At 33.3% G+C, this 16578-nt stretch carries 12 protein-coding genes; 6 read left to right on the forward strand and 6 right to left on the reverse strand.

Annotated features, from left to right (window positions below):
• Positions 1-18 precede the first annotated feature (18 nt).
• The 4 genes from ABFR62_08160 to fbaA all read right to left on the reverse strand — a co-directional run bounded on the left by ABFR62_08160 (position 19) and on the right by fbaA (position 8993).
• Complete coding sequence (locus ABFR62_08160) at positions 19-2004, reverse strand: DUF3857 domain-containing protein (GenBank protein ID MEN8138392.1); 1986 nt, start codon at positions 2002-2004, stop codon at positions 19-21.
• Positions 1994-3955: a transglutaminase-like domain-containing protein gene (locus ABFR62_08165; protein MEN8138393.1), complete on the reverse strand. Its 1962-nt coding sequence runs from the start codon at positions 3953-3955 to the stop codon at positions 1994-1996. The genes ABFR62_08160 and ABFR62_08165 overlap by 11 nt, the downstream gene beginning before the upstream one ends.
• Positions 3936-7238: a tetratricopeptide repeat protein gene (locus ABFR62_08170; protein ID MEN8138394.1), complete on the reverse strand. Its 3303-nt coding sequence runs from the start codon at positions 7236-7238 to the stop codon at positions 3936-3938. Before ABFR62_08170 ends, ABFR62_08165 begins: the two co-directional genes overlap by 20 nt.
• A 687-nt stretch (positions 7239-7925) precedes the next feature.
• The gene (fbaA, locus tag ABFR62_08175; protein ID MEN8138395.1) at positions 7926-8993 is read right to left on the reverse strand and encodes a class II fructose-bisphosphate aldolase; all 1068 of its coding nucleotides are present in this window, start codon (positions 8991-8993) and stop codon (positions 7926-7928) included.
• A gap of 316 nt (positions 8994-9309) precedes the next feature.
• On the opposite strand from fbaA, the gene ABFR62_08180 reads away from it, so the two are divergent.
• The 4 genes from ABFR62_08180 (at position 9310) to ABFR62_08195 (ending at position 12153) form a co-directional block, all read left to right on the forward strand.
• Positions 9310-10170, forward strand: a complete 861-nt coding sequence (locus tag ABFR62_08180) for a YicC/YloC family endoribonuclease (protein ID MEN8138396.1) — start codon at positions 9310-9312, stop codon at positions 10168-10170.
• A gap of 76 nt (positions 10171-10246) precedes the next feature.
• Positions 10247-10822 (forward strand): guanylate kinase, encoded by a 576-nt coding sequence (gene gmk, locus ABFR62_08185; protein MEN8138397.1) that lies wholly within the window; start codon positions 10247-10249, stop codon positions 10820-10822.
• A gap of 55 nt (positions 10823-10877) precedes the next feature.
• Complete coding sequence (gene nadD / locus ABFR62_08190) at positions 10878-11450, forward strand: nicotinate (nicotinamide) nucleotide adenylyltransferase (protein ID MEN8138398.1); 573 nt, start codon at positions 10878-10880, stop codon at positions 11448-11450.
• A 199-nt stretch (positions 11451-11649) separates the two neighbouring features.
• A complete protein-coding gene (locus ABFR62_08195; GenBank protein MEN8138399.1) occupies positions 11650-12153 on the forward strand; it encodes a hypothetical protein in 504 nt (167 codons plus the stop codon).
• A gap of 3 nt (positions 12154-12156) precedes the next feature.
• On the opposite strand, the gene ABFR62_08200 is transcribed toward ABFR62_08195, so the two are convergent.
• Together ABFR62_08200 and ABFR62_08205 are read right to left on the reverse strand one after the other, a co-directional pair.
• Positions 12157-12558, reverse strand: coding sequence for a hypothetical protein (locus ABFR62_08200; protein MEN8138400.1), 402 nt, complete (start codon positions 12556-12558; stop codon positions 12157-12159).
• A 134-nt stretch (positions 12559-12692) separates the two neighbouring features.
• Positions 12693-13646 carry an SPOR domain-containing protein gene (locus ABFR62_08205; GenBank protein MEN8138401.1) on the reverse strand — a complete coding sequence of 318 codons (954 nt, stop codon included), beginning with the start codon at positions 13644-13646 and terminating at the stop codon, positions 12693-12695.
• A 288-nt stretch (positions 13647-13934) separates the two neighbouring features.
• Between ABFR62_08205 and dprA the strand changes: the two genes are divergently transcribed.
• Both dprA and gdhA read left to right on the forward strand, forming a co-directional pair.
• The gene (dprA, locus tag ABFR62_08210) at positions 13935-15032 is read left to right on the forward strand and encodes a DNA-processing protein DprA (protein MEN8138402.1); all 1098 of its coding nucleotides are present in this window, start codon (positions 13935-13937) and stop codon (positions 15030-15032) included.
• A 114-nt stretch (positions 15033-15146) separates the two neighbouring features.
• Positions 15147-16517, forward strand: a complete 1371-nt coding sequence (gene gdhA, locus ABFR62_08215) for an NADP-specific glutamate dehydrogenase (protein ID MEN8138403.1) — start codon at positions 15147-15149, stop codon at positions 16515-16517.
• Positions 16518-16578: the final 61 nt, after the last annotated feature.

Consider the following 16578-nt stretch of genomic DNA (forward strand, 5'->3'; position numbering starts at 1 on the left):
AATAATTTATATGTTTTATCAGATCTTTTCTTCCGGTTCTAAAATAAGTACAATCTTGTTGAAATCGGCAGCACCGTTAATTACTTTCCTGTAGTCTTCGAATACTTTTGGTTCAACTTTGTTTTCCCTGTAATATTCGTTTGCATGAACAGTCAGTATATTTTCTTTTAGCTCATAATATGAGTGAAATTCAAATAACCTTTCCTCTTTACTCTTTTCGTAGTAGTGGTGGATATTTATGTCGTCGATGTTCGAAATTTTATAGCCTTCGGGTATATTAATATTGATAACCCTGTTATAAGTTTTATTAAATTCACCTTCCAAAGGCAATACACGCTCATCTTCCTGATACATTTCCATTTGCGGACCGATAAGTTCTCCTAATTTGAACAGGTATTTTCTGCCGGCTTTATTCACAAAGGCATCGCTTTCAATATCGGCGATAATTATAAATGGTTTAACTCCAAACAACTCTGACTTATCATTTTTTACTTCCTTATTTTTTATTGTGATGCTCTCGCTGATAGATTTAATAATTTCATCGTATAAACCATCAATTGCTTCTTTATCTATAAGGTTTACAAAAGGTTGAATAAATACAGCATTATAACCTTTAAATTCCCGCTCAAGTTTTATAATACTTTGCATTTCTTTGTCCGTATCGAAAGAAATATCTATTGTCATATTATCCTCCGAATCTTCTGCCGAAGGAGCAGTTATATATTTAATTTGCCCAACACCACTTTTGTAATTTCCAACGGCAACTTCTTTAATAAACAAACCGTAGTTATCGGTAAATTGTATTGGAGGAAAGCCCATTCGCGACTCCAGTTCTTTAATCGAAGTATATTTATCGACCGTTGGGAAATATAGCAGATAATCGGTTAGGAAGTTATATGCTTCATAATCATCATCGAATCTGAGGTTAAATCTGTTACTTGTTAAAACAACTTCTGTTGGAATACCTATGCTGTTTAACGCTGCGATATAAACTTTCAGCAGTCCTATTTCCGATCCGGTTTTACTTTTAATAACGGAGCTTATGTCTTTAGATTCTTCACTGTTAATCTCAGAAAAATAGAAATTACTTTTTATATAGTTTTCCAGCGCTCTGATACTTGATGAGGCATCCTCTTTCTTTTTTGCTCCCGCATTTTTAATTAGCTTCTTTACATTTGAGGCTTCACTTTTTGACAACTCCTGAAATAATAATTTATACAGATTTTCAGATACATTGTCATACGATGATATTCCATGAACGTTCGAATATTTATTTTGGTCGAGCTTGTAAACTAAATATTGTTTGGAAGCATCATAAGGTGATCTTTCTTCATTTTCCAGTTCTTCAATTTTATCAACAGATAACTTCCAATGTAGCTTATCTTCCGATAAGGTGTCCTGTTCAATGTCCTGAAGTCCGTTGTAGCTCTTAAAATCGAATATCAGGTTACTTGGCGAGAATAAATCAAACTCAATATTTCGCTTTTCGTACGATTCCTGAAAGGTCATCCTTTTTCCTCTGTATGAAGGGAATTTTTTAACAATAAAATAATACTCAATAACGCTTCCTTTTTCAATACCTTCGATTGCGTAGTATTTATATTCTTCTTTTGTCTCTTCGTTTTGAGCCGTTAGTATTTTTGAATCGTCAAGTTCTATTACTTTTCCTTCTTTATTAATTACCCTGGCTTTGCTGGTTAATAATTCGGAGCCTGAATTGTAGGGGAGATATATTTTGTTGAATTCCTCTATTTTTTCATCTGAATTTAACCAGTAAGCATTGTGTTCCAGATAGAATTCCACAAGGTTGTCATCATCATTAAAATAAAATTCGGTCACTATTTTATCTTTTAGTGAGATAATATCCTTTTCTGATGCGGGGTCTAAATTATAGCTTTTATAGTCGGCTTTTTCATCCCAGGAATAAGATTTGTAAAATGGTTCCTGGGCAGAAATTTTTACTGTAATAAGTAAGAGTAAGAATAGTAATATGCTATTTTTCATGAGTGTTTATTTTTTTTAGAACAATTAACTCTTTATATGCTTTTTCCGTGTTTTTCAATATTTTCAGATAGTCTTTTTGCTCTGACTTTGTCAAGGTTAAAAAGTCGAATTTCACTGAATGAGTGTAAATAATCTTATTATCTTTTCTCGAATAATTTATTGATGACGACAGTAGGTTATTTTCCGATTTAAAATTTTCAGGTAGATAGTCTACAAAATATCCTTCCGGAATATTTAGTTCGTTAACAAATGTATATGACTTCTTATAATCAATTTCGATATCGGTTTTTCGATCTTCTTTTATATAATGGGTAAGCAGGATTTGATCTAAGTTTAAATTTACATAAACTTCATCACCACCGGCCACAATATAATTTGATATTTTGAAATCATAATTGATAATAAAATCTTTGTCGTAATCATACTTATTGATCTCTGTAATGTTGCTTGCTATGAATTTATTGTTACCTTTTTGAAGGTAATTTTTATAGAAATCATTAAGTTTCGATTCAGTGTTGTAAGACTCCAAATATTGAAAGGCATCTACTTTACTGTAACCTTTTATTATTCTTTTAGCACTTCCTTTCAATTGCTTGTTCTCGATATAAATTTTTGTTGAATCGATTTCTGCATTAATTTCAGCATCAATAACCGGAACTTCTATTATTTCGAATTTGTTGTTATCATTAGAAACCAAGGCTTCCTTACCCTGTATAAAACTTGTAGGTAACTCTAAAGGAATAAATCTTGCCGTAGCATCTAAAAAGTAGTTTTTATCACCGTTTTTATATACAAAAATCATATGATTATCAACAGCAGGAGTAGGTAATTCATCGTATTTATAAGGTATACTTCTGGTACCGATCCAGGTTAAATTACCTTCGATTTCTGCAATTTCAAACATCTCGCTTAATATGCTGGAGTTATCTTTACAATCGCCGTATTTTTTTCTGAATACGTCATTTGCCTCTCTTGGTATAAATCCGCCAAGTGCATATTCGAAGGCTATGTATTTTATATTGTTCTGAACCCAATAATACATTGCTCTGACTTTTTCGATTTCACTGTCCTTATTTTTGGTAAGCTTTTCTACTACACTCACAAGCTCAGGATTGCTCGGTTCTTTATTGATGTCTTTTATGAGTGAATAATACCATTTGTAAAGATCAGACGATTCTGATGTCAGTTTTACTATTTTATTATCGTCAGTTTTATACTTAGAAATAATAGGTACTACGTGTGGAAAATAGTTCTTGTAATTTGGAGTGCTTTCTTCCATTTTAATAGCATCTACATCTTTTGCCTGCCAGGAATAAGTTATTTTATTTCTTTTTTCCTTTTTTTTGAATTCTATATCTAAACTATCGGTGTTAAACTGTTTAAAGTCGAGGTCTATATCCTTATCTACATTGATTGTTAATTTAGCATTCACAACAGGAAAAGAATCGCCAAAGTAGAATGAACTTAAAAATCGTGGATTTAGAATTTTTGCAGCTACCAAAAGTCTGGTTTTTGACCCCGGATTTACGTTTGGGTAAACAAAATTAATAGACTTAACATCATCGAAAAATGAACCATCTAATTCATCTTTTTTCATAAAGTTTTTAACTTCATTTTCGCGATATTCCCCATTTTCTATATTGAAAGAAGATGCTTCTACATCTTCAATTTGAAAAAATGAGGAGTAGCCTATTGATTCTTTAGAGAATTGGGTAGCGGATTCATCCAGAAACAGGTTTTCATCAATTGATGTTTTCTCAATGACAATATCATTATCTTTGATTGCAATATCAATAATTACTTCCCTGTTTAATCTAACTACGTTTGTAGACGGGTATTTCTTTTTGAGATGATTGAAGCCTGAGACAGACTGTGCTATCCCCGAAACTCCAACAAAAATCATAGCCGCGACTAATAAGTTGCGAAGGATACTATATTTCTTTTGAGTCATAAATATCACCGTTAAAATACTGTTCAACTCTAACTAAGCGACCTTTAGAATCATAATATTTGGCCTCGCCGCTTTTGTCGTCGTTCAAATAATTAATACTTTCTTTTAGATTGCCATTTTGATAATATTTTTTCGACAATCCGTTTCTTTCATCATCTTTAAATATTAGCTCTTCCTTAACTTTCCCGTTTTTGAAATGTTTTATATACACTCCGTTGTACTGATCATGTATATTATTATGTTTTGAAAGTAATTGGCCATTATAATCATAGGTTGCGTATACATTTTCCGAAATACCATTTTTAAACTCCATCTCTCTGGCCTTATTACCATTATCGTAATAAGAGACTATTTTTGCAGTTTCATTTTCGATCTCTATCATTGGTAATTCTTTACCGTCTTTATCAAGGTAGCTATAACCAATTAACTTATTGTATTTGTAAAATCTAATTAGCTGAAGTTTACCTTCGTCACTGTAAAATGTTTTCCTGCCGTGTAGATTATTGTCAGAATATTCGGTTGTAATAACCACTGTTTTGCCATCTTCTGCGTATGTAACTACCTCGCTGTTTAATTCTCCGAGGTTATATTCGTACTTGTTTTCTATATTTCCGTTCTCGTGGTACGTAGTTACTATTCCCTGATATTCACCATTAAGAAGTACACCTTCTCTTCTTTTGTTCCCGTTTTTATAGAACCATGTCCATGTTCCTGAAGCTCCACCATTTAGGTAGTTACCTTTAACAACGATATTTCCGTAATAATCGTATGCAACAAAGGGACCGCTTTTGGTTCGGTATTTAAAACTGGTTTCAGATAATTTTTTATTGTCTGGTGAGTTATTTATCGCAATAAAATTACTTTCAGAATTTTTGAAATCAATTTCCTGGTACAACTTACCATTACGATCAAAAAACTTTTCAGTGTTCAATGAACCATAATCATATATGCCATTGTAATAACATTTTCCTTCAACCGAAAAATGTTTTTGCACTCCGTTGAGTTCCCCTTTATGATAATAGCTAATCGATTTTAGTGTTCCGTCAGTGTAGTAATCACGCCATTCTTTATCTTTTTGATCTTCTAAATACCAACCCTGGGATTCGATTTTACCATTGTAATAATAACTTACATAATATCCTGATAAAGCATCATCTTTATATGTAGTTATCGACTTTACTTTTCCATCACTGTAATAGTTAGTATGTTCGCCCTGAGCCTTGCCTTCTGAATAAATACCTTTTGAATATACAGTACCATTATCGGTGTAGAATTTCCATTCTCCAACTTTCCCGCCACTTACATCATACAGGCCTTCAGTTGTTTTGATACCGTTAATTGTAAAACTCTCATAGAAAAATTTACCACCTTTCTTGTCGGCTTCTTTTAAGAGCTTTCCTTCATCGTCGAAAAATTTGTAGGCAATAAGTTCGTCCTTTCTGTATTTATACTGGAAGTGGAGTTTGCCCTCAGGACTATATTCAAAATAATCACCGTCTAACTTCCCATTTTTATAATTTGATTCTATTTTTAAGGTATTGCTCGGGTAATATGTTTTCCATAAACCTATGTTTTCACCTTCAAGTCCTTCACCTTCTTTTATTAAGGTTCCATGTTTGTTGTATGATTTAAATGAACCGCTGAATTTGCCATCAACATAGTTATATGTATAACCTAATTTACCATTAGCGTAATAGTTCTTTTCAACTTTTTGCTTCAGTCCATTTTCGAATAATACCTCATATTCTTTTTTACCGTTACCAAAATATTTGGTTACCACCCCTTCAGGTTTGTCGTTGGTGTAAGCCACAACATATTCTTTGGCAGATTTTCCGATTTGATGGAAACTATTGTATGGGCCTTCTAATGTGTTCTTTTTATATACTTTATCCTCTTCAAGTGCTCCGTATTTATTGTAGTATTTGTAAGGGCCGTTTAAAGAATCATTTGAATAACCGGTCTCATATTTAACTTTTCCATTCAGGTGATATCCAATATTACTTCCTTCAAGTTTGCCCTCTTTATAGTTGGCAATTTCTTTAATATTTGAATTATTGTAGTACCAGATCCATTTTCCGGTTCTCTTTTCCTGACCGTCATACTCTCCTTTGGCATTTAATTTACCCGCTTCATCGTAATATTCCCAATTACCATAAGCCTTATTGTCTTTTTTGCTGCCAATTCCACCTAAACGGTTATTGTTATAGTAATATGATACTGGCTGCTTCTCGCTATTTAACAGTAAACTGGTTCCTTCAAAAATTCCTGTCCATTTTTCATGGAACTGGTCAAGGAAGGATATGATATTTTCTTCATTTTTATTAACGATCTTTTTATACTTTTTATTTTGTATAGAGTAGTTTGTCGTATAAACGAAATTATCAAAATTGTCGCTTTCGTAAATCCATTTATATAACTTAACATATGTTTTATCCCAAAAACCGTCTTTTCCTGTGAAAGTTTTTAATGTCTCAAATAGAGCATGATTCTGTCTAACAAAGGCTATATTAATCTTATTGTCGATTTCATAATCAGACCTAAGTGCAATTCTATTATTTATGATTAAGTCTGATTCGAAAAATGCTTTATCATCTTTTGAAATGCTTAACCCTTTAACTTTTTCATTTGAATTTTTTCTGGCAAGCAATTCGTTTATTGAATTAAGAATATCAAACGAATTTTGACCGTCGGGATTAAGTAGTAAGTAAGTGTTAAAGCACATCAGTGCTTGAGAAATTTGATGTTGCTTATAGCAGATATTTCCTATTTTAAGATGAATATCCGGATTGTAAGGATTTAGTACAGCCGAAAGCTTATACATTTCTAAAGCTTTGGAATAATCCTCTAACTGGTCATGAAAAACACCTTTGTAGAAATAGAAATTATAACTTTTTGGAAACTCTTTAAGTCCCTCATCTAAAGTGTTAAGTGCTTCTTCTTTGTTTTCAAGATACCAATATGACAGAGCTTTATTCAGGAAAAAAGAAGGGCTGTCATCCCTGTTTGGGCTTTTTAGTCCTTCGTCGCATACTTTTACAGCTTCTTCATATTTTTTTTGCTGGATTAAATAGTATGATTTTGTTACCTGTATTGGCAGGTAAATAGAATCATTTGGATTTATGTTATCAATGATTTTTACTATCTGACCATACTCTTCTTTCTCCGATAGAGCAGTAATTTCTTCTGAGATAGAGTCATAATCATTATATGTGATTTTATCCTGCGAAAAGCATATATTATTAATACTTAGCATGATGCCAATAAAAAGTAAGATATTTTTCATAAGTGGGTATTAGTTAAAAAATAGCCATAAGGATATAAAAAAAAAATGTTTGTTTTTATGATATTCGATAGGTTTTAGGTTTTTCAAATCTAATTAATTCAATTGAATTTCAAAATTATTTAGAATCAACGTAGTTAAAACCCTTGGTTTTTTTTTGATGCCCGCCTGCTCTGATGCATTCAGGCAGGTTTATTTGGCATTACTATTATTGATAATTTTACTTTCCCATATTTGTATTATCAATATTATGTGCCTATTCCGGCTTTTCATTTATACGCTTCGCAAGCAAAACAACTCACAATATACTTGCAATGGTCTTGTCGCAAACTCCAAGCCATTGCAAATATTTGTTCGACATATTTTGCTTACTGCAGGGTATCATTGCAATCCGGGGCATAAGTCCATAGTATAGCTGAATTTTTTCTCGCCCGGATAGAAGTGTTAGCCCGCAAAAACTATGCTTTGTAATTGTTGTTTTTGCAAAGCGACCCCGGGAGCTCTTGCGAAAACCTACAATTACAAGTATAGATTTGAGGACTATAAACGTATAGCCGGAAATTGCGCCAAAAAAAGCATGTGAAATTTCAATTGGTGAAAATGGACTTGATTCGTGATAATACCAAATTGAATAAAAAAAAGGTTAGCTCTTTACGAACTAACCTTTTATATATTATTGAAGTTTATTTACTACAATGTATCAATAGCATTTAAATCTTCGAAAGCCTGCTTAAGTCTTGCTTTGAAAGCTTCTTCGCCTTTACGCATCCAAACACGTGGATCGTAGTATTTTTTGTTTGGAGAATCAGCTCCTTCAGGATTACCAATTTGAGATTGGATATATTCCTTTTTATCATCAAAATAATCTCTAACACCGCTCATCATAGCATATTGCATATCAGTATCGATATTCATTTTGATAGTACCGTAACCGATAGCTTCTCTGATTTCTTCGAGAGAAGAACCCGAACCACCGTGGAAAACAAAGTTTACAGGGTTTGCTTCAGTATTGTATTTTTCTTCGATGAATTTTTGAGAATTATCAAGAATTTTTGGAGTAAGCTTAACATTCCCCGGCTTGTAAACCCCGTGTACATTACCGAACGATGCAGCAATAGTGAAGTTAGGACTTACTTTACTCAACTCTTCGTATGCGTAGGCAACTTCTTCGGGTTGAGTATAAAGTTTTGATTCATCAACATCTGAATTGTCAACACCATCTTCTTCACCACCTGTAATACCTAATTCAATTTCAAGAGTCATACCCATTTTGCTCATACGCTCAAGGTAAGTTTTACAAAGCTCTATGTTCTCTTCGATTGGTTCTTCTGACAAATCAATCATGTGAGAGCTGAATAATGGTTTTCCATGAGCAGCGAAATGAGCCTCACTGGCGTCAAGTAATCCATCAATCCAGGGAAGTAGTTTTTTTGCAGCGTGATCGGTATGCATGATCACCGGTATCCCGTATGCTTCAGCTAATTTGTGAACGTGTTGTGCTCCTGAAACACCACCTAATATAGCAGCTTTCTGACCATCGTTCGATAAGCCTTTTCCTGCGTTGAAAACAGCGCCTCCATTAGAAAATTGTATTATAACAGGTGAGTTAAGCTCTTTAGCTGTTTCCATAACAGCGTTCATTGAGTTTGTTCCAATTACGTTAACAGCCGGTAATGCAAAATTCTTTTCTTTTGCAAGTTTAAAAATTTCATTTACCGCTTCTCCTGTAGCAACTCCTGGTTTGATATTGTAACCCATGACAGTTAATTGATTTAATTTTTTTTAAATAACGATGCAAATATACAACTATTATATAAAGTGTAAAAAGTACAATAAGTCCTTTTCAACTTTTTTTTATATTTGACTCTCAAAATTAATATTTATTTTCTATTTAGCAGTAGTTGAGGTGATTATAAGTTTTTAATTTTAATTAAATTCATTTAGAATAAATAAAAATTTAGGTTATTACCAACTTTTGTTTTTTATGTTTTGTAATATTTAGCATATAAAGTGTCTAAAAACAACTCAATAAATATAAGTTGATTAAATTTGCCCAATTAATAAATTTAGAGATATGATACTTTCCATGACCGGATTTGGAAGAGCAGTGAAGCAGATTCCAAATAAGAAGCTAACTATAGAGATTAAATCACTGAACAGCAAGCAGCTGGACTTGAATGTTCGTGTACCGTCATTTTACAGGGCAAAAGAGCTTGATATAAGATCTATACTTGCAAAATATATACTTCGGGGGAAGGTGGAATTTAATCTGTATGCTGAGGTTACCGGCAGTGATTCTCCATATACTGTAAATACTCCTATTATTGAGTCTTATATTGACGGTTTAAAAAAGGTGTACGACGATGCTCCGGAGGAAAATTATTTAGCTATGGCAGTAAGGTTTCCCGATGCAGTTAAAACCGAAAGGGAAGAGTTGAGCGATGAAGAGTGGAATGAAGTGTCTGAATTGGTAAAAGAAGCTGTAAATAACCTTGTTGATTACAGAAAAACAGAGGGTGTTTCACTTTATAATGAACTAAACTTAAGAATTGAAAATATTGCCGGGTTACTTACAGAGATTCCTCAATATGAAGAAGAGCGTATAAAAACTGTTCGTGAGAGAATTTCAAAAAACATTGATGATCTAAAGATCAATGTTGATGAAAACAGATTCGAGCAGGAAATGATTTTTTATCTGGAAAAGCTTGATGTTACTGAAGAAAAGGTTAGATTAGACCATCATTTAAAGTATTTTACGGAAGAACTGGATGGAGGAGAATCTAACGGAAAGAAACTTGGGTTTATATCTCAGGAGATAGGCAGGGAAATAAATACTCTAGGATCAAAATCCAATCATTCAAAGATGCAACGTATTGTTGTGCAGATGAAAGATGAGTTGGAAAAAATAAAAGAGCAGGTATTAAACGCTTTGTAACATAAGAATTTGAATTATCTAAAGAACCGATAGTTATTTTTGCTATGGGATTTTTATAAACAATAACTGAATATACATGTCAAAACAAGGCAAACTCATTGTTTTTTCGGCACCATCGGGATCTGGAAAAACTACTATTGTACGTAACTTATTGAAACGAAATATTGGCTTGGAATTCTCAATTTCTGCGGCGTCAAGAGAGCCTAGGGTTAATGAAGTTAATGGAAAAGATTATCATTTTATTTCACTTGACGATTTTAGGTCAAAGATTGAAAACGATGAATTTTTAGAGTGGGAAGAGGTATATGCCGATAATTATTACGGGACCTTAAAAAGTGAAGTCCAACGGATTTGGGATGAAGGTAAACATGTGATTTTTGACATTGATGTAGTTGGGGGATTAAATATAAAGAAACAGTTTCCCGATAATACAATGGCAATTTTTGTTCAACCGCCAAGTGTGGAGGAATTGAAAAAGAGACTGGTGGGAAGAGATACCGAAACTCCCGAAAAAATTGCTATGAGGGTAGCTAAGGCCGAAGTTGAAATTAAGTATTCAAATAAGTTTGATTACGTTCTGTATAACGATGTTTTGGAAGTTGCTCAGGATGAAGCTGAAAAGGTGGTGAGAAATTTTATAGAAGAGGGATAGTGGCGTTAGCCTTTATGTTTGAGAGAAAATAGAGTTAAGTAATTAATAAACAAAAATGAATATAGGCTTATACTTCGGAACATTTAATCCAATTCATGTCGGGCATATGATAATAGCCAATCATATGGTTGAATTTAGTGATTTAGACGAAGTTTGGTTTGTAGTTACTCCGCATAATCCTTTTAAGAAAAAAAGTACTTTGCTCGATGACTATCACCGTCTGGATATAGTTCAACGTGCAATAAAAAATTACGATCACCTAAGAGCAAGCGATATAGAGTTTAATCTTCCACAACCCAACTATACATCAAGAACTATGGTTGCACTGGAGGAAAAATTTACTATGCATAAGTTTGCTCTTATAATGGGACAAGACAATCTGGAGAGCTTTCACAAGTGGAAAAATCACGAGGCATTAATTGACAATCATAAAATATTTGTATATCCGCGTCCCAATACCGGAGAGTCAGTTTATTCGGAGCATAAAAATGTAATACATATAAATGCACCATTGATGGAAATTGCAGCTACAGATATACGTAATGCAATTAAGGAAGGAAAAAATGTAAAACCTCTTCTTCCCGAAGGAATCTGGGAATATATTGATCATCAAAATTTTTATAGGTAGGAATAATTTTACATTATTAAGTTTTCAATATCTCGTTGGTGAAGTAAATACCTGTGAGCCGGCTTGTTTATTTGAAAAACATCAATTTTTTCATTATTGCACATATTGGTTTTTTATGGATAAATCATGTTATATTCGCTGACTGAACTATAGAATCGGAACTTAGTAAATTAAATCTATCCATAAATATTAATAGTATATGAAGAAGCTTGTTTTATTATTAGCAGTTGTTTTATTGTCAAATTCTGATTTGTTCTCACAATCCGGGCCTTATTCTATTGGATTAAGACTAGGTGGGGGAAGTGAATTTGGAGCTGAATTATCATATCAGCATACACTTGGAGGTAATGGCAGGCTAGAGGCTGACTTAGGTTTTTACAACCATCATACAAAAGATTACGGTACAAACGGATTCAAGCTTACCGGAATATATCAATGGGTATTGCCAATTGATAATGGGTTTTACTGGTATTTTGGTGGTGGAGTTTCTGTAGGTAACTATAGTTATGTTTATTATGATGATGATAAATTTAACAAGCATGGAACGTTTTTATCAATTCCGTTAAACATTGGAATAGAATACAGAATACCTAAGGCTCCATTAAATTTTTCATTAGACTTCAGACCTGAGTTAGGTGTTTTATACCCGACAAACAGATTATTTGGGGCAGGAATAGCTTTGGGAATCAGGTATACTCTCTAAGCATTAATCAGCATTGATATATATAGTCGTTTTTGGGTTTTCTCCGGTAGTGTAACCGCTAGGAAGTGTCATGCCGATTTCGATAGTTTTTTCGCTTAGATTATCCGGATTTATTAATGTTTTTACATTGAACTCTGAACCCATATAGCCTTTTCGAAGGCTTAGTTCGTCGGGAGACAGATAATCGTGGAGCTTAACAGCACTGCCTCCAAATTTTAAGTCTATTTTTATATCATCTTTCGCTTCCTCGCTAAGAATTAGTTTAACAGCTACATCCTGAGCTATATGCTCAACATGTTGTTCGCTTTTTTCGAATGAAACTTTAATGCTGTTGCTGTCACTATCTTTCGAACATGAAGTAATGATTAGAATTAATGCGACTATGAATGTTTTAAACTTTAGCATGGCCCGGAAACTTTAATTTGTTTAAAGTTAGGCATTTTTACTGATAAAGCCTGTTTTGTAATTGATTTACAGAATAGTTTGTATAAAAAAAGGAGCCGATATCGGCTCCTTTTCTAAATTATTTAAGCAATTTATTATATTGTTTTTTTCAGAATCCATGCCTTGTTATTCTCCTTGGCTTTTATAGCTAACAAAAACTTTTTTGCGTCTCTAAAGTTGCTAAAGCTTTTGTACGATACAATGTGTAAGCCACTTTTGTTTTGGCCTATCAATTTTGCTTCTATTCCCTTTTTGTTTAGGATTCTTATATTTTTATTGGCATTTTTCTCTAATCTAAATGCGCCGGATATTACGTGATACTTTAAAGGCTTGTTAACAACAGGAACCGTTAGAACTTCTTTAGTTTCTGCCGGCTTAACAGTTATTTCCTCTTTTTTAGTTTCGGTTTTTACAGGAACATTTACCTCCACATTTGTGTTATTGGGGCTAATGCTAATCTTTGCATTAGTCATATTAGAGATAGAATCGCTATACTGATAATACGAAAGTGCACTTATCGCTATAAAAGGAACTATTACAGCAGCATACCTGACAATTTTTCTGGTATAATTTGTCTTAGGAACTGTTTTAGTTTTGTGTAATTGTTTTAAGTCTCCTATTGATTTATCTCTCTTAATTGATAAAGAAGTAAATTTAGACAGCCCGTATGAGTCTGTTAGATAATTAACACTTTCATCGGCTGTGAATTCTAAGTTTCTGTCTTCATTAAGTCTGAATGATCCAACTTTTTTAATGTCGAATGTATTACTTTGATCAAGTTCATTTTTCCAAAGTACTACAGTTTCGTCAATGATGTCGATTGCATGCGAATATGAAATCTTTTTCGCTTTCATTAAATAATTTGCCAAGAGACCGTCGTTCTTGTCCAGGTGTTTATTGAAAGCAATCTCCTTTGTAGGAGGAAGAAATTTATGTTGGTTGTGAATATTTTTTGCAGATACTCTATTTGCTATAAAACCTCCGAATCCGGGTACTATAACACAATCGTATCTGTATAATAAGTCACTTATGTATTTGTCTAATGCCATAAAAGCAGATCATTACTATTTTATAGTAATCAAAATTACTAAAAAAGACTGTTCAAATTGTTCGTGTAGCCTCTTTCTTATAAACAGGAGGAATTAAGTTATTAACAATTTGTCGGTTTGCGTGGTTTTTAATTTATTTTAATTAAATATTTGTCATTCAATTTAATAAGCTTAAATTTAATCTGGAAACCTTCCGGTGTTTTTTATTGATGAGTAACTTATTAACATTGGAAAAAATCAGGAAGTGTTTTTTTATCCAAATAATTCTGTCTTTTAGATGAGAAAAACATGAGGGATGAAGAAATAAAATATACTATCGCGCTCTTTTTCACTAAGGGTATTGGCTTGCATAGTGCCAAAAAATTAATAAATGCATTCGGAAGTGCGGAGAGTGTTTTTGAAGCCAGAAATTTTGATATTATCAGAGTTTCCGGTATTAGTAGTGGTGTTCTGAAAAATTTCCCAAGTAAAGAGGCCTTGGACAGGGCTGAAGGAGAATTGAGTTTTATAAAACAGAATAATATAAAGTTTTTACGTTTCGATTCGGTAGAATATCCTTTTTTACTAAAACAGCTTTATGACAGCCCTTTGTATATTATGCTTAAAGGTGATGTTGATTTAGGGGCAGATAGATTTATCAGCATTGTAGGTACGCGTAATATGACCAATTATGGACGTAGGTTTTGTGAGGAATTAATTGAAAATATTGCTCCGTATAATCCAACCATTGTCAGTGGTCTTGCATATGGAGTTGATGTTACTGCCCATAAGGCAGCGGTAAAATACAATTTGCAAAACATAGCTGTTGTAGCCCATGGATTGGATCAGATTTATCCCAAAAGTCATTACAATATTGCAAAACAGATACAGGCAAAAGGCGCATTGTTAAGTGAATTTACTTCAGGAGCAATTCCTGACAGAGAAAATTTCCCCCAACGAAATAGAATTATTGCAGGACTAAGCAAAACAACTATAGTTATAGAAGCGGCAAAAAAAGGCGGAGCATTAATTACTGCGGAATTAGCCAACGATTATAACAGGGATGTTTATGCATTGCCCGGAAGGGTTGATGATATGTTTTCTGAAGGGTGTAATAACCTTATAAAAGATAATAAAGCAATACTGTTAAATTCTTCATCAGAAATTATTGACTATCTTGGTTGGGATAAAGACAGTTCGGGTACTATGGTTCAAAAATCATTATTTATAGAAACAAGCACTGAAGAGGATCTTGTGTTACAGAATATTAATGGAGATAGTGTAGCGTTGGATGATTTGTCGTTTAAATCGGAAATTCCGGTTTATAAATTGGTGTCAATTCTGTTGAATCTTGAACTAAAGGGATTAGTTCGTCCACTTCCCGGGAAAATATTTCGACTAACCTAAAACTATAATATTATAAGAATAAACAATCAAATTTTAACCTAACTAATTTATAATCTAACAATTTTTGTAACAATAAATTCTATTACTTAATTAACAACTTTAACACATAAAATTATGTTGGTAGACGTAAAAGAAGTGAATTCAACCGGAGTAAAAGAATTCATGGATTTAGTAAAAAGACACAACCCGAATGAACCTGAATTTTTACAAGCCGTAGAAGAAGTCGCTGAAGTAATAATCCCATTTATCAATGAAAATAAAAAATACCAGGGGAAAAAACTCCTGGAAAGAATGATAGAGCCCGAAAGAGTTATAATCTTCAGAGTCCCCTGGATTAATGATAAGGGGGAGATAATAATAAACAGAGGTTTTAGAATAGAGATGAATTCCGCAATAGGTCCTTATAAAGGAGGATTGCGTTTTCATCCTAGTGTTAACCTCAGTATTTTAAAATTTCTGGCATTTGAACAGGTGTTCAAAAACTCATTAACCACTTTACCAATGGGTGGAGCAAAAGGAGGTTCTGATTTCGACCCTAAAGGTAAATCGGATAATGATATAATGAGCTTTTCACAGTCGTTTATGACAGAATTGTTTCGACATATTGGGCCAAATACAGATGTTCCTGCAGGAGATATTGGGGTAGGTGGCAGAGAAATTGGATATTTATTTGGTCAGTATAAAAGGTTAAGAAATGAATTTACCGGGGTATTAACAGGAAAAGGTGCCGGTTGGGGTGGTTCATTGATACGCCCACAGGCAACAGGTTATGGTAATGTATATTTTGTAGAGTATATGCTGATGACCAGAGACCAGAATATGGAAGACCAAATAGTAATAATCTCAGGCTCAGGAAATGTAGCGCAGTATGCTGCTGAAAAAGCTATGCAGATGGGAGCTGAAGTTATTACTTTGTCCGATTCATCGGGATATATCAAAATCGACGGAGGTATAACCGAGGAAATATTAAAATACCTGATGTATATTAAAAATGAGAAGAGAGGCCGTATTAAAGAAGTTGCCGATAAATTTGAAAATATCCAATTTTTTGAAGGTAAAAAACCATGGGGCGAAAAAGCTGATATAGCAATGCCTTGTGCCACTCAAAATGAAATCAACAAAGAGGATGCTGAAACATTGGTGGCAAATAGAGTTATATGTGTTGCCGAAGGAGCCAACATGCCATCAGATAACGATGCGATAAAGGTATTTCAGAAAGCAAGAATTTTATATGCTCCCGGCAAAGCATCTAATGCAGGTGGTGTAGCTGTTTCGGGGTTAGAAATGGCACAAAACTCAATACGTTATAATTGGTCGGGTGTTGAAGTAGACAGCAAACTACATATGATAATGAAGGATGTTCATAAAGCATGTATGAAATATGGTGGAAATAAGGATGATAGCACTATTGATTACGTAAAAGGTGCTAACATTGCAGGTTTCGTTAAAGTTGCCGATGCTATGCTGGCGCAGGGGGTTGTATAATATTATAGCTTTGTATTGAGTCAAAAAAAACCGTTTCAATTCAATTTTGGAACGGTTTTTT

Source organism: Bacteroidota bacterium (assembly GCA_039714315.1).
GTDB lineage: Bacteria > Bacteroidota > Bacteroidia > Flavobacteriales > JADGDT01 > JADGDT01.

Bases quoted from the DNA above. Each gene is read 5' to 3' on its own strand.
- ABFR62_08200 (MEN8138400.1), bottom strand. From the start codon at position 12,558: ATGCTAAAGTTTAAAACATTCATAGTCGCATTAATTCTAATCATTACT.
- ABFR62_08205 (MEN8138401.1), bottom strand. From the start codon at position 13,646: ATGGCATTAGACAAATACATAAGTGACTTATTATACAGATACGATTGT.
- gdhA (MEN8138403.1), top strand. From the start codon at position 15,147: ATGTTGGTAGACGTAAAAGAAGTGAATTCAACCGGAGTAAAAGAATTC.
- ABFR62_08160 (MEN8138392.1), bottom strand. From the start codon at position 2,004: ATGAAAAATAGCATATTACTATTCTTACTCTTACTTATTACAGTAAAA.
- gmk (MEN8138397.1), top strand. From the start codon at position 10,247: ATGTCAAAACAAGGCAAACTCATTGTTTTTTCGGCACCATCGGGATCT.
- ABFR62_08165 (MEN8138393.1), bottom strand. From the start codon at position 3,955: ATGACTCAAAAGAAATATAGTATCCTTCGCAACTTATTAGTCGCGGCT.
- dprA (MEN8138402.1), top strand. From the start codon at position 13,935: ATGAGGGATGAAGAAATAAAATATACTATCGCGCTCTTTTTCACTAAG.
- ABFR62_08170 (MEN8138394.1), bottom strand. From the start codon at position 7,238: ATGAAAAATATCTTACTTTTTATTGGCATCATGCTAAGTATTAATAAT.
- fbaA (MEN8138395.1), bottom strand. From the start codon at position 8,993: ATGGGTTACAATATCAAACCAGGAGTTGCTACAGGAGAAGCGGTAAAT.
- ABFR62_08180 (MEN8138396.1), top strand. From the start codon at position 9,310: ATGATACTTTCCATGACCGGATTTGGAAGAGCAGTGAAGCAGATTCCA.
- ABFR62_08195 (MEN8138399.1), top strand. From the start codon at position 11,650: ATGAAGAAGCTTGTTTTATTATTAGCAGTTGTTTTATTGTCAAATTCT.
- nadD (MEN8138398.1), top strand. From the start codon at position 10,878: ATGAATATAGGCTTATACTTCGGAACATTTAATCCAATTCATGTCGGG.